Consider the following 20014-nt stretch of genomic DNA (forward strand, 5'->3'; position numbering starts at 1 on the left):
GTGAAATAGACTGGGGACTGGGGACTGGGGACTGGGGACTGGGGACTGGGGACTGGGTTGAATTTTACCAATCACCAATCACCAATCACCAATCACCAATTACCAATCACCAATTACCAATTACCAATTACCCAACTAAATCGGGGAAGACTTCTTGGACAGCAGAATGTACAAGCCGATGATTTTGGACGTTTAAACCTTTTGCTAAGGCTGGGTTAATGTCTAAAGCTTTAAGTCCCAGGTTTGCTAACTGGACAGTATAGGGTAAGGTGCTGTTGTTGAGGGCTTGTGTGGATGTCCAAGGCACTGCTCCTGGCATATTAGGAACTCCATAATGCACTACTCCCTCATCAATGTATACTGGTTTGGTGTGAGATGTGGGGTGTAATGTTTCCACGCAACCACCTTGGTCTACAGCGACATCTACAATCACTGAACCAGGACGCATTTGTTTAACTAATGCACGAGATACTAGAATGGGGGCTTTTTTACCAGGAATTAAAACTGCACCAATCAGTAAATCTGCATCTTTAACTGCGGCTTCAATATGGGCGGAATTGCTGTAAAGTAGTTCTACTCTCGAACCAAAGAGGGTTTCTAGGTAAGATAGGCGTTCCACGTTGACATCTAATATTTGCACCATTGCACCCATACCGACGGCGATTTTTGCGGCTTCTGTACCGACTACACCACCACCTAAAATCACGACTTTACCGGCTTTGACTCCGGGGATACCTCCTAAAAGTACGCCTCTTCCTCCTTGTTGACTTTCTAGGAATCTTGCGCCAAATTGTACGGCTAACCGACCAGCAACAATACTCATGGGGGTGAGTAAGGGGAGTTTATTTGCTCCTGGTTGTTCTACGGTTTCATAAGCGATCGCACAAGTGCCACAATCAATTAAATGTTCTGTTAGTTGACGATTTGCAGCTAAATGTAAATAAGTAAATAACAATTGTCCTTTCTGCAAAAATTTATACTCGCTTACTAAAGGCTCTTTTACCTTAACAACTAACTCCCGATTCCAAGCAGCATCGGCTTTATCTACAATTTCTGCTCCAGCATTACGGTAGTCTTCATCAGTAAATCCCGCAACCGTACCAGCTTCACTTTCTACAAAAATATTATTACCATTTTCTCGTAATACCCGAACACTGGAAGGACTTAAACCTACCCGAAATTCTTGATCTTTAGTTTCCTTGGGAACACCAATTTCCATTGATAACCTCTTATATTTTATTGTTTCACTTTAGCGTGCCAGTACCTAGCTGATTATTTCCGTATTCAGTAATTCAAAATCCAAAATTTTTTAGTCTCCCTCACGCTACACCTTGACTAATTCGCCAGGTTTCTTACAATAGATAAAGAATAATTAAAAATTGTTAAGTACCGACGACCATCCCCGACAATTTACTTGAAAAATCCCTGTAAATTTTTGTTTGCCAATTATCAAGAAAGGAATCACTGATTATGACACAACAACAACCAACTATTACCCCTAAATTAGAACAACCTAAGTTTGGTTTTAATGAATATGCCGAGCGTTTAAATGGCAGAGCGGCTATGATTGGCTTTGTTTTAATGGTGATAATCGAATATGCTACCAATCAAGGTGTAATTGCATGGCTCGGTTTGAAGTAGACTTCTAATCTGGCGTTACTGATAACTTGCGTGGCATAGTTTAATAAAGCATGAATTTAGGTGTAGAGATGTTCCATGGAATGTCTCTACATTAGTTTTCAGTTGATTTTTGTCCTCACAGTCTGTTTCGCTAAATTAATTTCGTGCGTCAGTCCTAGTACAATGGAAATAATTGTGATGATCCTCAAAGCAATTACTTCTAGGGTGTTAATTACCGTACTCCCTTTTTCGGCAAAGGAAATTACAATTATTTGTGCTATTATTTGCCTCTAATCAAATAGACAAATTGTAGTTAGGATATTCTGAGTAAGTTTATACAAAAACTCTAAGTGGAACTAAGTAAGCTGTGATGAATGCTGTATTACCTCGTTTTTTAAAGTCAGCCTACCGCAAAGAACCTATCATTAGCGCATTGATAACAGCGGGAACAATAGATGCTCTCATTGGTGGTTTGGATGATAGTTGGTCACTTTTCATCTTTGGTTTAGGAACAGTTGGAATAGCTCTCGTCTTTAAATTATGGCGAATGCAGCAACGTCCGGCTTTACCAGAAGAGCCTGTTGCTCAATATTATTTACCTCCTCAGTCTTCGGCTGATGCTTTACCTGTATTAAAGGTTTCCAAGAAGAAACCCCGTCAGTAATTACCGAAGCGGTCAGCGGTAAAACGCTTGAGGTACAAGGTTTTGTGATGAAAGTTTGTACCTCGTTTGCCTACAATGTGCTATGTTTGGAAATTTTGGGAAGATTCAGGACTACTGGTTATATGTGGTCTTTGTCAGAAATTTACATTATTCAAAATCAAGTAAAATTCAATTAGTAACTATTACTAAATAGAACGATGAAACTACAAACTACTACCCAAGAAATCAAAGTAGTTACGGCTTACTATACTCCAGAAGAATATTTAGAATTAGAGGAAAAAGCTGATTATAAGAATGAATATCGAGATGGAGAAATTATATCTATGACTGGTGGAACAATAAATCATAATAAACTGGCGTTAAATTTAGCAACTGGCTTGAATGTGGCGTTAAATGATTTGGACTATGAAATTTATATTGGTGATGTGAAATTGTGGATACCACGCTATCGGGAATTTACTTATCCTGATGTGATGGTAATTGAGGGTCAGCCTGTTTATTACAGTGCGAATACTACAATAGTTACTAATCCTGTGTTAATTGTGGAAGTTTTATCTAAATCAACAAAAGATTATGACCGTGGTGATAAGTTTCTTTATTATCGCTCAATTCCTGAATTTAAAGAATATATTTTAATTGACCAAACTAAATATTATGTAATGCAGTATGTGAAAACTTCGGAAAATCAATGGATTTTGACAGAGTATGAAACTGAAGATGCTCTGATAAATTTGTCATCAATTAATGTAGAATTATCTTGGAAGCAATTATATAAAAAAGTCAATTTCTCGGAAAATTTAGAATAAAAAATCCCGGAATTTGGTGATTACCTTTTTATTAACAACGGACAACTGTACGGGCGAAGCATTTGGAGGACTATTTTTGGCAATGACCGATAATTTATCTTCCAAATGCTTCGCCCCTACTGACAACTGACAACTGACAACTAACCAATGAATAAATTACTAGTAGTAGCGACAGGAAACCCCGGTAAATTGCGGGAAATGCAAGCTTATTTAGCTGATTCTGGGTGGGAATTAGCTTTAAAACCGGAAGATTTGGATGTGGAAGAAACGGGAGAAACTTTTGCGGAAAATGCTGGTCTGAAAGCCTCAGAAATTGCCAAATTTACAGGTAATTGGGCGATCGCTGATGATTCTGGTTTAAAGGTAGATGCTCTCAATGGTGCGCCGGGGGTGTATTCTGCTCGTTATGGGAACACGGATACAGAAAGGATTGAGAGGTTATTAAGAGAATTAGGTGATCAGGAAAATCGTCAAGCTCAATTTGTGTGTGCGATCGCAGTTGCAAATCCTCAAGGAGAAATAGTAATTCAATCTGAGGGTATTTGTCACGGTGAAATTTTGTTTGCACCTGCTGGAGATGGTGGTTTTGGTTATGATCCGGTTTTTTATGTACCAGAGAAACAATTGACTTTTGCTCAAATGACGACGGATTTAAAAAAATCAATTAGTCATCGTGGTAATGCTTTAAAAGCTTTAGTTCCTCAGTTATTGAGCATTTAAGATTAAGAATCTAAAATCTTAATTTGGATTTGGTGAAGACGCGGACCAATAATTGAGATCACCGTAAATTCAAGATGATCATAATTAAAGATTTCGCCTTTCTTGGGGATTTTTTGGCATTGATAAAGTAAAAATCCGCCCAAAGTCAGATATTCTCTAGTTAAAGGTAAATTAAGATGTAAGACTTGATTAACTTCTTCTAGATTAATTTGAGCTTGCACTAAAAATGTCTGTTGGTCTACCATTTGGATCAGCAAATCATTAATGCTATCAAGTTCACCGGAATGACCGATAATTTCAGCAATAATGTCTTGAGTAGTCACCAGTCCGACAGTTCCCCCAAATTCATTGACTACCATTACCATAGAGGGTTTCTCTTGCTGCATCATTGGCAAAAGTTCACTTAATAGGGTTTGTTCTGGCACAAATCGGGGCGAACGCATCCACTGTTGGATTTGTGTTTCTGGTGTGATTTTTCCTAAAGCCAAGGGTTGTGCTAAATCTTGAAAGTAAACTATACCGCGAATGTCGTCTAAAGATTCGCCAATGATCGGATAACGAGAGTGACCAGTAGATGCTATTTCCTCAAGTAATCCCTGAAAACTGGCGGTTATGGGTAAAGCAATAATGCTAGTTCGGGGAATCATGATGTCTTCAGCCGTAATATCTCCGAATTCAAAGACGTTATTTAAGAGTTCTCGTTCTGCATTTTCTAAACCTGTAGATTCTCGTTCTGTGGAGATAATTAATTGTAATTCTTCTGGTGTGACTGGAGGCCGCCAACTTTGTCCCGTGTATTCAATCCCAAATAATCGTAATAGCCAATAAGTTGAGTGGTTGAGAACCCAAATAAAGGGACTAAAAAAACGGACTATTGATTTAACTGATGGACCTAAAAGCCTAGCTAGATGTTCTGAATACAACATTGCTACTGATTTTGGACACAATTCGCCTAAGACGATTTGTAGGTAAGCAATGGCAAAAAAGGCCATGGGGACCGATAAAGAATGAGCTAGTAGATAATTAATTCTGAAAGGTAACGGCCAGGAATCGAGCCATTTTTCTACCAATACAGCAATTGTACTTTCGCCAATCCAACCCAGTGCCAGACTAGAAAGGGTGATACCTAGTTGGGCTGTAGATAGTAATCTATCAATACTACGCTGTAGTGTTTCCACGGACATCGCTCGGAAATCACCCGCTTGTACTAACTGTTGAATCCGAGTTCGCCGCACTGTCACCATTGCAAACTCTGCCGTCACAAAAAAGGCATTGATAGCAATTAGCACTAGCACACTACACAACCGCAGCCCCACATCTGTCCAACTTAAAGTAGAAAAAGCACTCACTGTCTAAGGTGATGTCAAATTTGACATTAGTGTAAGAAAATACCATCTAAAATCCTGCGACTGAGCGAAATTAAAGTCCAAAATGGAATCTTAATTCCCTTTTTCTACAGGAATATCAGATAATTGTAACTTGAGTTTTTGAGCAGGATAATCAGTCAAAGATAGAGATATCTGTTTGACATCATCAAGTAAAGCTGTGGGAATGCTAATTGTACCTTTAAATTCCGCACCTTTTGCGGGCAATTCTGCTGGTAAACCTTCTGTAATTGCACTCAAAGTTCTGCCTTTATCGTCGGTAATATCTAAAAAACTATAGAGAAACCGCACAGAATCACCACCTTTATTCTGCATATTCACTTTTAGTAGTAAATCACCACCCGAATAGCGGATAGATTTTACAGACATAGTTACACCTTCACTTTCAGCAGTTATAGGAAATCCTGGTTGAGAAGTTTCTGGTGCTGCGGATTTTTCCTGTGGCTGCGGCTGGGTAATTTTAATTTCTTCTTCTTCTGATTTGTCTGGTTTATTACCCTTTTTTTGGTCGCTAATTCGTGATTTCACGACTTTGAGAATATCTTCTTCTTTTAAGAAAGCTTCACTTTCCTGTTGGGGGTTATTGGCTTTGCTGCTGTTAAATTTAGTCGCAGGACGACCATCTGGTGTAGTGACACCTTTAAGTGCCATACTTCCCAAGGTAAAGCCCAAAAAACCACTTGCAGAACCAGCACCCAACATGAGGGTTAACAAAATTAAGGTTAGTAGTACAGTAGTATTTATTTTCATGGCAGTGTAGTTATCAGCGAATAGGAATTCAGATTTAGTTACTATATATGCTACTCAGGATTTTTGAGTTTGGCATTATTAATCTTAGCAAAATTTACAACTCTATGCCATTGATAGGAGTTGAGGGGTCTTAGATCTTTGCTTTCTTTCTGCCCACGCTCAAATTATCACTTTTTTTCTGCCAATATTAAAGTAGAATCTGCACTTCGTCCAAATTCTTCTGGTGCATATTGAAGATGAACTTCCGCACCAGGCCAAATAAATGTTCCTGGAGTCACAGAACGAACTAAATAATGTAAACTATAAACTCCCGGTTCGAGATGATTTGCATAGGAAATAATTCGATCTTTATGGATTGTTTTATATCCTAATTGCCAATTATCGGCTTTTGCTTGTAATGCTGGTGTTGCTGTTTGAAAACTATCATCTACAGCTTCAAATCCTGCGGGTAAGGGGTCTTTTATGACTACATGATCTACAGGATGATCTGTAATTATTTCTAACCCAATATCAAAGATTTGTCCAGGTTGTAAAGTTAAAGGTTTATCAAAAGCATACATTCCAGTTTTTTGAATAACTTTCTCTTCATTGACTTTACTAATTTCTCGCGTTACTCGTAAACCGTTAAATCTTCCTGGTTGATTTCCTTGTAACCGATATTTGTAAGCAACTAAATAATGTAATCTGCCTCTTCCAGATTTTTGTAACCATAAATCACGATTACCTTGGGGTAATTTATTCATGGGAACATTTATTTGCAAGTTGGGATTTTGATAGCCATTAAAACGGGTTTCTCCTAATTTCTGATTTGCTAATTTTACCGTAGTCATAAAATTAGGTGGTGTGGGTTGAAGTTGACTATATGCAACTAAAGCTATGAGGGCTTGGGCGTTATTATAACTAGATTCCCATGTGCCATCTCTGCGTAAATTAAGAAGACTTTGCAGTAATTTATCAATGATTTCTGGGTTGGTTTTTTGGTCAATAAATAACCGTAAAGCTTGGGCTTGGGTGACAGTATTTGAACTCATCCAACTCCAACTTTGAGGTAAGTTTACAACTGCGGTACGTCCAGTTTCATAAATATTCTTTTGGAATTGCACACGCATAATTTGCGCTTGATTTTGCCATTCAGGAAATTGATATAGATATCTGGCTAATTTGATTTGAGTAACTAGATCAAAATCATCACGTTGGTGATAAATATCTGACAGAAAACTATTGCGTTTATCTCCTAATTGTGCTAAGGCAATTAAAGAATTTAGTTGCAATTGAGATTTACAAAGTTTCTGTTTACAAAAGTCATATTGTCCAGGATTTGCAAGAACATTTTGCAGATAAGTTTTCAGAGTAGAGATGATTTTACTATCAACCAAATCAGGAAAAATTTGATTAGCTTTAACTAAAGATTCTGTTGCATAACTAGAAACCCAAGGATCTGATTTTTGTTGTCCTGGAAATGCTGCAAAACCACCATCTGCTATTTGCAATTTTTGTAATTGTGCAATTGCTAATTTTGCTTGTGCTTGAGGATTAAATTCTGCAAAGGTTTGATTATATTTTTGGGTGAGGGTTTGCAGATTTGCCGCAATTAATAATTGACTTGCGGCTGGTTCTGCAAATGGTAAATTATTATTTTCTAAAACTTGTTTTGCAGGTGCTGTAATTTCTGGAATTAAGGTACTGGCTAATTGAATATCTAAACCTCCGGCTTCGCGGAAGGTATTTTTATTAATATTCAGGGGAATTTTTAGCTGTTTTTCACTAACACCAGTTTCTACAACTTGTTCAGTAATTTCTAAAGGTTTAATTTCCAAAGGGACAGTAAAAGCATCAGCAATATTATTTAATTGGGTGGTAAATGTGAGTTTACCTTGTCCCACATTACCCGCTATCATGGGGAAGCGATAAGCTTGGGTTGCTGACTCGGCTTTTGGTTGTAATGTGGTGGTTTTGGGATTATTTTCTGCGAAGTTGAGAGAACCGCTAAGTTCACCTTTAATAGTCAGATTTCCAGTGTTTGTGGTGGTATTGGTGACGGATAAACCTGCAAAAATGCGATCGCCTGTGCGGGCAAATTGTGGCAGAATAGCATTAGTTATTAATGGCTTTGTGGTGATAAATGTTGCGTCACCATTGCCAAACCGCAAATTTCCATCTGTAGCCACTACCATTATCCGCCAAGTTGTTAAATTATCGGGTAATTTAAAGGTGATTTTGGCTTTACCATTTTCATCACTAATTACCGAACCATTGTAATAAGCTAAAGCTTGAAAATCTTCACGAATCCGAGTATTTGCTAAAGCATTAGAGAAGCCACCACCATAACCCCAACCCTTGGGTAAACTTGCCGGTAATGGGGCTAATTTAACATGACGACGATTATCACTAAATCGGGTAGAAATTGGTTGTTCTGCATAGACAGTATCTACCAAATTTGGCGGACGATAACCAGTTAATTGTAATATGGCTTCATTCACCACCATGACAGTAAATTGTCCTGTGGTGGGTTTTCCTTGATCATCTTTTAATTCTAATTCTACATTTGCTTCTTTTCCAGGTTCTAAAGATTTTTCAATTGGGTTAACTTGTAACTTTAAATATTTATCTTCTAGGTTAACTTTAAAAGCTGCAAAACCAATTTTTGCTAAATTTTCTAAACTTCCCGGTTCTACTTGATTGAGTGGTTTACCTTGTCTGACTAATACCGCTTCTACTGCTGCATTAGGTAACATTTCTGGCGTAATTGGAAACTGAATTTGGGGCGCACCTCCTTTAATTTTGATAACTTGTTGATAGAGAGGTTTATCTTTAATGACTGCAAAATATAATTCTCCTTCTGGGTAGGGAGATTGAATTAAAGCTGTTGCTGTGTCTCCAGATTTAAACTCTTTTTTATTTAATTTAACTGACAACTTATCTTTTTCTTCTCCACCCCAAAATACTTGATTTTCTCCTGTCACCCAAATTTGTAAATCTGTGGCTGTAATTTCATCTCTATTATCACTAAAATTAGCGCGAATCCGATATGAACCTGATATGGTAGGTTTGAAATTGACTGTTTGGGGAGTATTCCCAGATGTAATATCTGTTTTCCCAACTGTCTGATATTCAACCTGATTTTGTGGAGTTTTACTACCTTCAACGATTTTGGTAACGCTGCTATATTTCATCTGTTGTAATTCCAGATGTATCCTTTGATTTTCTAGAGGTTTTCCCGTTGGGTCAGTGACAATAAATTCTACAGGAAAATCTTGACCAGCGTCAGCGACAAAATTACTTTTTAAACCAATGATTCGGTCACTGGGTAAAGCAGTAAAAGTTTGGGAATTAGCAACCGATAAATTAGAAACATCACTAATTTGCACGTCTACCCGGTAAGTCATAGGGTAGGGTAAATCTTTAGCTACAGTTAAAGTTTGATTACTTTTCCCATTAGCATCTAATTTAGTGTTAGTTTGTAAAACATCATTAGGAACATTGGGACTTTCTTCTGGCCAAAACCATTGTCTCCCAAAACTAAATTCCTCCCAACCTTTAGGGATAAAATTAGCCTGTTGACGAGTGACAAAATATTTAGCTTCTCCTCCTTCCACTGGGGAACCAAATAAATAATTACTTCCTACTTGCACATCAATTTTGTCATCAATTACCGCATATTTTTTATTTAGCTGTAAATCAACTTTAAAATTTGGTGGTTTAAATTCTGCTACTCGAAACTCTCCAGAAATTTCTTGTCCCTTGTTACCTTTTGCTTTAATAGTATAAAATCCTAAAGGCTGATTTTTGGGAATCGGTAACTCTAAAGAAAATGTACTAAATTCATTAGTTGTTTTTGTGCCTAAATCTGTATTTTTCCCAGTAGTGTTGACTAGAGTTAATTGATAAACTGCATTTTTATCTTCCTGAACTTTACCTTTTTCTAAATAATCTGCAAAAGCAGTAAAAGCCGCTTTTTCTCCGGGTTGATATAACTTTCTATCAGAAAAAATTATGCCTCGTGATTCTGGTTTATCAGCTTCCCAACCAGCATCAATTCCATAACCATAAGCACCACTATATTCTTCATTTCTAGTAAATGCCCAATCTTGATTTTCACTAGCAATTACTAATAATTGTGGTAAACTAGATTTTAATTTGGGATAACATTGGATTAATTGATTATTTTCAATGATTAAAATTCCTTTTTCATCAGTTTTCCCAGTTGCACATGGTACAGGTTGAGGACGAGATTTATCAGCTAATTTTGATTGATAAACTTCAATATTTGCCGCTTTAACTGGTGAACCATTACTAATATAATGAACCCGAATTAAACCGGATTCTGGAAACCATTGAGAAAAGATACCTAAATTGGTTAATTGTACCATTCCATAAGTTGTCGGTTCTCTCCACAATTGTTTACCGTCTTCTTGATATTTATGAGTTCGTGCTTGCACTCCATAAGCTAACATTCCCTGAGTAGTCCTTAATTTTTCTTTGAGGGGAACATTGATAGTTAAGGATTGATTTTGCTTACCATTAATTGTGAAATCTTGCCATTTAGCAGGTTCGGGTAATAAATCATTAGCAGTATTTGTATAAACTAAATCTGTTGGCTTAACAATACGATAAGCTGCTTGATATTTTGATTCTGGTAAATTAATAGTATCAATATTAATTTGTAGATCTTTATCTGTGGGGAAAATATTTAAATCTGAGGGTACAGAAATATTCCCAGCTATATCACCAGTATCATATTTAATTGTGAGTGGTTTACCTAAAGTTTGTCCAAATTTATCTTTGAGATTTTTCTCAATATTAATTGTATAAGTAGTAGCTGGTTCTAAAGCATAAGGATTAATGCTGACAATTCTATCTTCTCCAGAAATTTGCAGTACACCATCAATATTTTTTGGTGTTGGCTTAATTTTAATATTTTCCTTAACGGAATCTGCTAATAAAAGATTATTAAATTCTAACTGGGGACTACCTTTAATAAATCTGCCATAAGTTCCACCTGAATCTGGTTCTCCATAGGGTTTAATTCCCACAAATCCCAAAGGTGAATAAGTCGCTAATTTACTGACAAATTCTTTTTGACTTGGTAAATTACCATTAGCAGGAAGAATACCAGGAGAAAAAGTTAAACGGTAAGGTGTGGCTTTTTCCAGATTTTGCTGAGGAATCAGATTATAAATCCAATTTTTAGTTGCAGGATCAAATTTTTCTAAAGGATCTAAATTTTCTGGTGTTTCTTCCTTCGCTAATTCCACCTTAAAACCCACACCTTGAGTTTTACCTTCAGGAATTAACTGTAAATGCTTTTGGACAGAATCTAGATCCAATGCTAAATTAGAGGTAAATTGCAACTTTGGTTGTAAATCAATTGGTTCAACTTCCGCTTTTTCCATGGGGTTAACCCCTGGTAAATTAGTAATTTGAATAGATTGAGTATTAAAAGTCCAAGCCAAATCTTGATTTAACCGATGATTTTTTAAATCAGCTAAACCAGCTTTGAGAGTAACCTTAACTCGCGTCGCTTTCGGTATAGCTTTATCAGCTTGAAAACCCACCATACGCGGAGTTAAAAAGCGAAACTGTCCCGGTAAAGGAGGCCAAATGGCAAATTTAGTTAATAAATTTTGTTGTTGGGGACTATCAAGACTTTCAATAGGAATTACAGCTTCTTTAAAACGGATACGAATTTGCCCCAGAGGTTTTGCATCTCCCACAGGACTGATTTGTTCTATCCAATCTGGTAACTTTGGCGTTATTAAAGACTCAACCATTGGTAATTGTTCCTTACCTGATTGAATACCAATAAAATTACAACCCGTCATTCCGCATACGAGAATAACAATAACCAGGAACTTAAATATTTTTATGATCTTCATATTAAATAAAATGTAAACATCGCATTCCTCTGTGTTCTCTGTGCCTCTGTGGTTAGATAAAAAATTCTGTACACAAATCAAAAAGGATTGATATATAGATAACTAATCTAGTGTGACAATTCCCAATAAACCATACAATTCTTAACATTGTGATGAATTTACTAACTCATGTCCTCAAAACTCTTACTCTTCGCGCCTCTGCGACTCTGCGTGAAATAAAATCATATAAATTGAAACTAAAGCGCAACTACAAACTAAATAAAATTATTTTCTCCTGCATATTGATATGTTTTTTAGTCCGATTATGCCCCTATTTTGCACCTATTCATAGTGTAGATATTGCCCAGCATCAATTAGCAATAGAGTTTACAGATCGGAATAATTTACCATTAGGAACTGTATTAACCAGTAATCAAGAAAATACATCAGTTGTGAAATTAAATCAAGTTTCACCTCAATTTATCAAAGCAATTTTGGCGGCTGAAGACGGTAGTTTTTATCAACATGGGGCGTTAGATTTAAAAGCGATTTTGCGGGCAATTAAAATAGGAGTAGAAAATAAAAGAATTGTTTCTGGTGCTTCCACAATTACCATGCAATTAGCGAGAATGTTGGATAATTCACCGCGAACAATGACTGCAAAATTAAAAGAGGTTTGGTTATCCTGGCGATTAGCTGCGGGAATGACTAAAGATGAAATTTTAGCTGCTTATATTAATCGTCTCCCCATGGGCGGAAATATTTATGGGGTGGAAGCTGCGGCGCGAATTTACTTTGCTATTCCTGCAAGTGATTTAAACTTAGCACAAGCTTCTATTTTAGCAGCAATTCCTAATAATCCCACTTATTTTAATCCTTATAAACATCAAAAAAGATTACAGCAACGACAGAAATATGTGTTAAACAGAATGGTACAGGAAAAATATATTTCTGATGCAGAAGTAGAACTTATATATCAAGAGAAAATAATATTTAACCCCCAGCAACAGGGAATTATTGCTGCACCACATTTTTTATTTTGGTTAGCAACAAAAAACAATACGCATAATACAGAATCATCACCTATTCGTACGACAATAAATCGCCCTTTACAGCAATTTGTGGAAGCACAGGTACAACAAGTAATTTCTTCTTTAAAGGCGAATAATGTCCATGATGCAGCAGCGGTGATAATTGACAACTCCTCTGGGGAGATTTTAACTTATGTCGGTTCGCCTGATTATTTTAATGATGTGAAATTAGGGCGAAATGATGGAGTCCAAGCTTTGCGCCAACCAGGTTCTACTTTAAAGCCATTTGTGTATGAATTAGCTTTAGAAAAAGGCGTAATTAGTCCTCATACTATTTTGGCAGATGTTCCTACTCATTATGCAATTCCGGGAGCAAAATTATATAGTCCGACAGATTATACTAACAGCTTTCTTGGTCCTGTCAGAGTCAGAGTTGCTTTGGCGAATTCTTTAAATGTACCTGCGGTAAAGGTATTAGAAAAGGTGGGTGTAGAAACTTTTTTAAATCGGCTGCATGAATTGGGTTTTGCACATCTAAATCAAGATGCTGAATATTATGGTTTAGGGTTGACTTTGGGTAGTGGTGAGGTGAATTTATGGGAACTGGCTAGTGCCTATTTAACTATGGCTAATATGGGGAAAATCACACCATTGGTAACTACATTAAATAGTTCTCCAATTGCCAATTCTCAATCTTTAGTTTCCAGTAATTGGCAATTAATTATTGATATGTTAAGCGATCGCTATGCCAGATCCACAGCTTTTGGTGTAGACTCAGTGTTAAATTTGCCATTTCCCGTCGCTGTCAAAACTGGTACATCTTCAAACTATCGTGATACCTGGACTGTAGGCTTTAGCAGTGATTATACTGTGGCTACGTGGGTAGGTAATTTCAACGGTGAACCCATGCGTCAAGTTTCCGGTGTCACAGGGGCTGCACCTTTGTGGAATAGAATCATGTTAAATCTGCACGAACATCAAGCCCCCGCTGATTTTCCACCTCCAGCAGACATGATAAAATTGCCTATCTGCGCCACCACAGGGTTAAAACCTACACCTAGCTGTACTTCCGTAGTTCAGGAATATTTCTCTGTCAAAGATAAAATTGCTTATCAAAAATCTACGGATTTCCATTTATCACCTGTGTATGATCAATGGTTAGCAAAACAACCACAATTGAATTTTAATCCTGATAATTTCCGCATTATCTCTCCTCGTAATGGGGATTTATTTCTGCTGTATCCAGGTGGAGACGGACAGCAAAAATTAGAATTTAAAGCTAGTGGAACATTAAATCAGTCCATAGACTGGTGGCTAAATGATCAGCATTTATCTACACAATCAAGTAATGGGATATTTTGGCATTTACGCCCTGGTAATTGGCAGTTAGAAGCTAGAACTGGCAACCTACACGACCAAATAAACTTTCAAGTAAAGTTAGGAAATATCCAACCTAAAAAACAAGGTTTTTCTGTAGCAAATCCCACTAAATAATAGAATATTAGAGATTGATGAATTTTGCATAATCACCTCAATCTTTTATCCGGGAGTTGATAAATCAAAGTTGATAATGTAAATGTGGTTAAAAGTTTTTAGGAAGTGAAAATAGTCATGAAAAATACACAAGAACGCAAGTCTACTAAAAAGAAACAGTCGTTTCCTCCTGTTGATATTGGGACCCCTAAAGTACCAGTTCGTAAAACTAAAGCTAAAAATAAACAGTCTGAATCACTCAGCGACTGGGAACACGCGAGTTAATTTATGAACTGCTTTTCTTTCCCTGCATCTGTCTAAACTATGATTTGTAGTGATTTTGGTGATCATGATGATTTAATATGGTAATCATTGAATCAAAGTAATTATAGTTTAGACAATAATCAAGTAAGGTAGGGTAAGTTAGGGTCAAAAAAAGATGATCAATGAAAAGTATAAATACTCGGAACTGACATCCAAAATCATTGGATGTTCTATGACTGTGCATAAAACATTGGGTAATGGTTTTCAAGAAGTAATTTATCAAAGAGCATTGGTAATTGAAATGCAATTGGCGGGTATTTCTTTTGCAAGAGAATTTGAAATGCCAATTTTTTACAAAAAAGAACAAATAGGAACACGACGAGTAGATTTTTTGGTCGAAGGTGTTATTTCAGTTGAAATAAAAGCAGTAACTAAATTAGAAGACGTTCATTTTGCACAAGCAATTAACTACTTAGAAGCATATAATCTTGAGATTGGGTTACTAATCAATTTCGGTGAAACCAGTTTGAACTTTAAAAGACTTACTAATAAGAAATATAAAACGTCTGAACTATGATTCTTATGATTTGGATGATTCTTGTGATTCTTGTGATTTGGATGATTTAGAGTCACACCTGTAAAAATTACATTCAATTGCATCATACAACTTCATCACATAAATCACATAAATCATAAAAATCATAGTTTAGACTATGTTACAATTTTGAAATTGGTAGAAAATCAGGGTTATAAAAATGCAGAGTGGCGACCAAAATCTGATTATTTTGATGATTTATATACTTGTTGTCTATTGGACAATCAATCGCATGATTGCATCTATAGACGATATAGTAAAAGTTGATTTCCAAAAAGGTGCTGTTGATGATCAATTAAAAGCACAAAATCTCCAAGACACCGTGGGTATTTCCTTCAAGACAGGTACTTATGGACTAGATAAAGTGGAAACGGATCTAAAAGAATTATCAATGAGTGTTGAAAATAAATCAGATAGTATTGCCATATATGTTGACTGGGATAATAGTTCTTTCGTGGTTGAACATAGCAAGCAGTCGCGGCGAGTAATTCGCAAATCTCCTGATTTAACCCGCGATTTAGCTATATTCCAAGTTCCGACAATTATCGCTCCTAAAAAGACAATTTCTGAAAATGTCACCGCAGAAGATGTTTTTCAAAGAGATAAAGAATCAGGAGTCTATAAACCGGCCTCACCTTTAATTAATGTAGCGGGAGTTAAAGGGAATAAAAAGTTATATAAAGACTTTTTAGATGGCAAAAAAAATTTAGAATTTTCCTTACAACTTGTATTGCGAATTTCAGAAATCAGAGCCGGTATTGCACCGGGAATAAATGTTCCTCCAGTGTCAATTATTAATTGTCCTTTTACTATTAAAAAAATCCCTTGGACCTACGCTTTACCTTGGAATAAAAAGTAATCTATCTGAGTCTTGCGATTTTCATGTAATTAAAAGTAAACTAGAGAAAGAGAGAGTAGGCGTAGGCAGTTGCAGATTAGTCATAAAGACTGGTTTGAGGAAAGTCCGGGCTTCCGAAAGACCAAACTTGCTGGATAACGTCCAGTGCGAGCGATCGTGAGGATAGTGCCACAGAAAGATACCGCCAGTCAATTTATTGGTTGGTAAGGGTGCAAAGGTGCGGTAAGAGCGCACCAGCAGCGTCGAGAGGCGTTGGCTCGGTAAACCCCGGTTGGAAGCAAGGCCGCAAGGAACTACGGTTGGTCTTTTACCAGTTCCGCTGAAAAAGAGCCGCTAGAGGTGTTTGGTAACAAGCATCCCAGATAGATAACTGCCCTCGCATGAGAACAGAACCCGGCTTACCACCGACTCTCTTTGAAAACGAATTATGGATGTTTTATTTTCCATAGTTCGTTTTTTCAATTACTACAGAAAATGAGAGAGACTGAAACATTTTAGCTAATGAAATTTTGAATAGAGCTATTTGACAACTTATGACATAATATATAGCTATGGTTATTAATATGGACAATAAAATGAACACAAGTAATATAAAATCTTTTTCGGTGTATGGTCTTTTTGGAACAGATGAAGTACACATTCCTTTTGATGAGAATATAAAAATACTAGTTGGTGAAAATGGAATTGGCAAAACTCAAGTTTTAAATCTTTTTTATTATATTTTAACACGAAATTTTTTTAAACTTGGTGAATTTAAATTTGATAGATTAGTTTTATCATTTAATGATAGAAAATCTATCGAGATCACTAAATTTTATGTAGATGAATTGGTTAAAGAAATTTACGATAATCCTATAATTATGGATGAAGTTAATCATCAAATTACACATCCAAGTCGCTATCAGGATTTATTTTTTAAAACTGAGATTTTAAAAAATAAATTTATACAAAGTAGAATAGATTTGGTCTATACTTCAGATGATTATAAAACTATCTATGAACCAAGAAAACGCGGTACTTTTGTTATACAAATTGGGAGAAAAAGAGTAGACATATTCAACCCTTTTTTTAGTCAATGTGAAAAAGAAATTGAATCAGGAATTGGAAATACTGAGATTATGTATTTTCCCACTTATAGACGGGTTGAAGAAGATTTACATAATTTAGGTTATAATGATGATGAAATTTTAAATCAAGAAAATACACTGATTCAGTTTGGAATGGATGATGTGCAAAAACGTTTTACTCAAATTGAAAGTAAAATTGATAAACTCTTAAAAGAAGGATTTTCTAAAATCACTTCGGAAATTTTAAGTCAATTAATAAAAGGATTTTCTCACACAGATAATAATTTTTTAAGTAAAATTAATGAAAATGATATTGAAATTATTTTAGCAAGAGTTGGTAAAGAATTATCTGAAAATGATAAAAATGAAATTAGAAATAGTGTTAAAAATCAATCATTTGAAAATCCATCACTAACTTATATTTTAAAAAAATTAGTAGAAATATATGATAAACAAAAAGAATTAGATGACTCGGTGAAGAAATTTAAAGACGTTTGTAATAAATATTTAATCAATAAAAGAGTATTTTATGATGAAAGTGCCATCAAAATATTTATCAAATCAAAAAAAACTGATGCTGAAATTGACTTGAGTAAACTTTCTTCTGGAGAAAAGCAAATTATTTCTACATTTTCCAAAATATACCTTTCTGAAAGTAACAAAAGATTTATTATACTTTTTGATGAACCGGAATTATCATTATCAATGATCTGGCAACGACAATTACTTCCAGATATTATCAATTCAGGAAAATGCGAATTACTTTTAGCAGTAACTCACTCTCCATTTATTTTTGATAATGAACTAGATAAATATGCTATTGGATTTGACCAATATATTCAACCTTCAGAAATGATTATAGCCTAATGTCATACTTAGATAAACTCAAACAGAGTCGAGATAAACCCCAGGTTTCCTATCAAGAATTTGCCCTGCATACAAGACAAAATAAAAATGGCTTGTTTTGCTTTTTTGAAGGGAAGGATAATGCTTACTATGTTCCACGAATCAAGCATTTTATAGATAACTATCACCCAATCATGTGCGGTGGACGAGATAAAGTATTAGACGTTTACCGACTTATTACTATTCATAGAGAATATGATAAATATAAGAAAGCATTTTTCATTGATAGAGATTTTAATGAACCTTTACCACCTCATAACCCACCAATATTTGAAACACCTTGTTATTCAATTGAAAATTTTTATGTTTCAGTAAATGTTTTTAAAGAAATACTCAAAAATGAATGTCATTTATCAGAGGTTAGTGATCCGGATTTTCAAGTTTGTATAACTCTTTTTAAAGATAGACAAGAAGAATTTCATCAAGCTACAATTTTGCTTAATGCTTGGTATGCTTGTTTGGTAGAAATTAGAAATTCTACAGGGAGAGAAATAGGTGTAAATTTATCTGATAATCTTTCTAAAGATTTTGAAAATTTTATTGATTTAACTTTAGAGTCAGTTTCGGCAAATTATGATTTGGAAGAAATCAAACAAAAGTTTCCAAATGCTCCAGAAATTCCAGCAGATATTTTAAATAATAAAATGACTGAATTTACTAATTGTGAACATTATAAGATTTTCCGAGGAAAATATGAAATGTGGTTTGTGTTAGTATTTTTAAGGTTAATTTTAAGAGATTCTTGTAAAAGTAAATTGTTCATTGCAGAAAAATTAAGTTTCACTTTTAATAATGACTATACCAGTCCACATCCTATACTTAACAATGAACAAGCACTTGTAGCATTTAATGGCTATGCTGAAACTCCTGAAAGTTTGAATGCTTATTTAATGCAAGTGATACAATAGGAATAAATGTCAGTCTATCTCTTCTTTTATGTTTTTATTGTATGGTATCCTATGCTAATTCTACATTCCGCAGCTAGTTGAAGTTATGAAAATGCTAACACAGTAAGTTTTTAAACAAAAAACAGACTTGTATTTATACTTTATAATTTAATGCTAAGTTAAGAGTTATTAGCCCTTTTTTCCACACTTACCTAATGTCCAGCGTTTATCCCCGAAGACAACGGCAGCTTGAAAGTTTAGTTCAAAAGTTTGGTTTGTCACTAAATGCACCTGTAAAGTGGCAATTATTGGACTTGGCTCTAACTCATCCTACCGTCTCCGATACCGCCAATTATGAACAACTAGAATTTGTGGGCGATGCGGTGGTACGTCTTGTAGCGGCTGTGGTATTATGGGAACATTACCCTGATTGCTCCGTTGGTGATTTTGCCGCTATTCGTTCCGTTTTGGTGAGCGATCGCATTCTCGCCCAATTAGCAAGAGAATATGGTTTAGAATTATATTTATTGGTGGCTGGTAGTGCCACCGCTGATCATGTTGGTCAAGAATCCCGATTAGCAGATTCTTTTGAAGCCGTTCTAGGGGCGCTGTATCTTAGCACCAACAATCTCAATCTGATTCGTCCTTGGCTAGATTCCCATTTCCAACAGCTAACCACAGAAATCCGTCTTGACCCTGCTAGACTTAATTATAAAGCGGCTTTGCAAGAATGGACTCAAGCCCAATTCAAAGTTCTCCCAGAATATCGAGTTTTGGAAGTCAGTCAACCCCACCGCACTCATGAACGCTTCTTTGCTGAAGTTTGGCTACATGAAAAAATGTTAGGACAAGGCAAAGGACGCTCCATTAAAGCCGCTGAACAAGCCGCTGCCAAAGTTGCCTATTCAGCAATTAGCACACCTGTTACAGATCTCTTGTAGTGCGGGCATCTTGCCCGTTGGATATGTACCTCATAACACCGGAAAGTGCTGTATAAGTAGGTTGGCGTTGAAAATTGTCGTTATGGCAAGGCAAAAGGCAAGAGGCAAGAGGCAAGAGTGAAGAGGGTTTGGGCGATTTTACGTTTCTTTACACCCCACATTCCGCACCCCAAACTGTCACAGATCAAAAA

Annotated in this window: 16 protein-coding genes and 1 other RNA gene; 12 read left to right on the forward strand and 5 right to left on the reverse strand. The window is 35.8% G+C overall.

The window, feature by feature from the left end:
- Positions 1-182 (forward strand): hypothetical protein (locus PN450_RS09775; RefSeq protein WP_271836160.1); only part of this gene is annotated, 182 nt, incomplete at its 5' end.
- Here the strand turns inward: PN450_RS09775 and ald are convergent.
- Positions 128-1219: an alanine dehydrogenase gene (gene ald / locus PN450_RS09780; protein WP_271836152.1), complete on the reverse strand. Its 1092-nt coding sequence runs from the start codon at positions 1217-1219 to the stop codon at positions 128-130. The two genes, PN450_RS09775 and ald, sit on opposite strands and share 55 nt — an antisense overlap.
- 251 nt (positions 1220-1470) lie before the next feature.
- On the opposite strand from ald, the gene PN450_RS09785 reads away from it, so the two are divergent.
- The 3 genes from PN450_RS09785 to PN450_RS09795 all read left to right on the forward strand — a co-directional run bounded on the left by PN450_RS09785 (position 1471) and on the right by PN450_RS09795 (position 3090).
- The gene (locus PN450_RS09785; protein WP_015083487.1) at positions 1471-1641 is read left to right on the forward strand and encodes a chlorophyll a/b-binding protein; all 171 of its coding nucleotides are present in this window, start codon (positions 1471-1473) and stop codon (positions 1639-1641) included.
- 349 nt (positions 1642-1990) lie between these two features.
- Positions 1991-2284: a hypothetical protein gene (locus PN450_RS09790; protein WP_168696208.1), complete on the forward strand. Its 294-nt coding sequence runs from the start codon at positions 1991-1993 to the stop codon at positions 2282-2284.
- Positions 2285-2481: 197 nt separating this feature from the next.
- The gene (locus tag PN450_RS09795; RefSeq protein WP_271836153.1) at positions 2482-3090 is read left to right on the forward strand and encodes a Uma2 family endonuclease; all 609 of its coding nucleotides are present in this window, start codon (positions 2482-2484) and stop codon (positions 3088-3090) included.
- Here PN450_RS09795 and PN450_RS09800 read toward each other — a convergent pair.
- Positions 3082-3216, reverse strand: coding sequence for a hypothetical protein (locus PN450_RS09800; RefSeq protein ID WP_271836154.1), 135 nt, complete (start codon positions 3214-3216; stop codon positions 3082-3084). The genes PN450_RS09795 and PN450_RS09800 overlap by 9 nt on opposite strands.
- Before the next feature lie 21 nt (positions 3217-3237).
- Between PN450_RS09800 and rdgB the strand changes: the two genes are divergently transcribed.
- A complete protein-coding gene (rdgB, locus tag PN450_RS09805) occupies positions 3238-3810 on the forward strand; it encodes an RdgB/HAM1 family non-canonical purine NTP pyrophosphatase (protein ID WP_271836155.1) in 573 nt (190 codons plus the stop codon).
- 2 nt (positions 3811-3812) lie between these two features.
- Here the strand turns inward: rdgB and PN450_RS09810 are convergent, their stop codons facing one another.
- From PN450_RS09810 to PN450_RS09820, 3 genes are all read right to left on the reverse strand, one after another.
- Entirely contained in the window at positions 3813-5159 is a 1347-nt protein-coding gene (locus PN450_RS09810) for a hemolysin family protein (protein ID WP_168653821.1), read from the reverse strand.
- Between the two features lie 90 nt (positions 5160-5249).
- Positions 5250-5945, reverse strand: coding sequence for a hypothetical protein (locus PN450_RS09815; protein ID WP_015083481.1), 696 nt, complete (start codon positions 5943-5945; stop codon positions 5250-5252).
- Positions 5946-6112: 167 nt separating this feature from the next.
- On the reverse strand, positions 6113-11821 hold the full coding sequence (locus PN450_RS09820) for an alpha-2-macroglobulin family protein (RefSeq protein ID WP_271836156.1): 5709 nt from the start codon (positions 11819-11821) through the stop codon (positions 6113-6115).
- A 152-nt stretch (positions 11822-11973) separates the two neighbouring features.
- On the opposite strand from PN450_RS09820, the gene pbpC reads away from it, so the two are divergent.
- The 7 genes from pbpC (at position 11974) to rnc (ending at position 19823) form a co-directional block, all read left to right on the forward strand.
- Entirely contained in the window at positions 11974-14325 is a 2352-nt protein-coding gene (gene pbpC, locus PN450_RS09825; protein ID WP_271836159.1) for a penicillin-binding protein 1C, read from the forward strand.
- Positions 14326-14743: 418 nt separating this feature from the next.
- Entirely contained in the window at positions 14744-15145 is a 402-nt protein-coding gene (locus tag PN450_RS09830) for a GxxExxY protein (RefSeq protein ID WP_027401813.1), read from the forward strand.
- Between the two features lie 178 nt (positions 15146-15323).
- Positions 15324-16022: a hypothetical protein gene (locus tag PN450_RS09835; protein WP_148761166.1), complete on the forward strand. Its 699-nt coding sequence runs from the start codon at positions 15324-15326 to the stop codon at positions 16020-16022.
- 52 nt (positions 16023-16074) lie between these two features.
- Positions 16075-16438, forward strand: an RNA gene (rnpB, locus tag PN450_RS09840) — RNase P RNA component class A.
- Between the two features lie 159 nt (positions 16439-16597).
- A complete protein-coding gene (locus PN450_RS09845; RefSeq protein ID WP_271836157.1) occupies positions 16598-17956 on the forward strand; it encodes an AAA family ATPase in 1359 nt (452 codons plus the stop codon).
- Entirely contained in the window at positions 17956-18903 is a 948-nt protein-coding gene (locus PN450_RS09850) for a DUF4435 domain-containing protein (RefSeq protein WP_271836158.1), read from the forward strand. Before PN450_RS09845 ends, PN450_RS09850 begins: the two co-directional genes overlap by 1 nt.
- 194 nt (positions 18904-19097) lie before the next feature.
- Complete coding sequence (rnc, locus tag PN450_RS09855) at positions 19098-19823, forward strand: ribonuclease III (protein WP_213719557.1); 726 nt, start codon at positions 19098-19100, stop codon at positions 19821-19823.
- The last annotated feature ends 191 nt before the right edge of the window (positions 19824-20014 follow it).

It is taken from the genome of Dolichospermum lemmermannii CS-548, assembly GCF_028330815.1.
GTDB lineage: Bacteria > Cyanobacteriota > Cyanobacteriia > Cyanobacteriales > Nostocaceae > Dolichospermum > Dolichospermum lemmermannii.

Excerpts from the sequence above, each read along its gene's own strand:
- ald (WP_271836152.1), bottom strand. The coding sequence starts at position 1,219 with ATGGAAATTGGTGTTCCCAAGGAAACTAAAGATCAAGAATTTCGGGTA.
- rnc (WP_213719557.1), top strand. The coding sequence starts at position 19,098 with ATGTCCAGCGTTTATCCCCGAAGACAACGGCAGCTTGAAAGTTTAGTT.
- pbpC (WP_271836159.1), top strand. The coding sequence starts at position 11,974 with ATGAATTTACTAACTCATGTCCTCAAAACTCTTACTCTTCGCGCCTCT.
- PN450_RS09850 (WP_271836158.1), top strand. The coding sequence starts at position 17,956 with ATGTCATACTTAGATAAACTCAAACAGAGTCGAGATAAACCCCAGGTT.
- PN450_RS09815 (WP_015083481.1), bottom strand. The coding sequence starts at position 5,945 with ATGAAAATAAATACTACTGTACTACTAACCTTAATTTTGTTAACCCTC.
- PN450_RS09785 (WP_015083487.1), top strand. The coding sequence starts at position 1,471 with ATGACACAACAACAACCAACTATTACCCCTAAATTAGAACAACCTAAG.
- PN450_RS09795 (WP_271836153.1), top strand. The coding sequence starts at position 2,482 with ATGAAACTACAAACTACTACCCAAGAAATCAAAGTAGTTACGGCTTAC.
- PN450_RS09845 (WP_271836157.1), top strand. The coding sequence starts at position 16,598 with ATGAACACAAGTAATATAAAATCTTTTTCGGTGTATGGTCTTTTTGGA.
- rdgB (WP_271836155.1), top strand. The coding sequence starts at position 3,238 with ATGAATAAATTACTAGTAGTAGCGACAGGAAACCCCGGTAAATTGCGG.
- PN450_RS09790 (WP_168696208.1), top strand. The coding sequence starts at position 1,991 with ATGAATGCTGTATTACCTCGTTTTTTAAAGTCAGCCTACCGCAAAGAA.
- PN450_RS09820 (WP_271836156.1), bottom strand. The coding sequence starts at position 11,821 with ATGAAGATCATAAAAATATTTAAGTTCCTGGTTATTGTTATTCTCGTA.
- PN450_RS09830 (WP_027401813.1), top strand. The coding sequence starts at position 14,744 with ATGATCAATGAAAAGTATAAATACTCGGAACTGACATCCAAAATCATT.
- PN450_RS09835 (WP_148761166.1), top strand. The coding sequence starts at position 15,324 with ATGCAGAGTGGCGACCAAAATCTGATTATTTTGATGATTTATATACTT.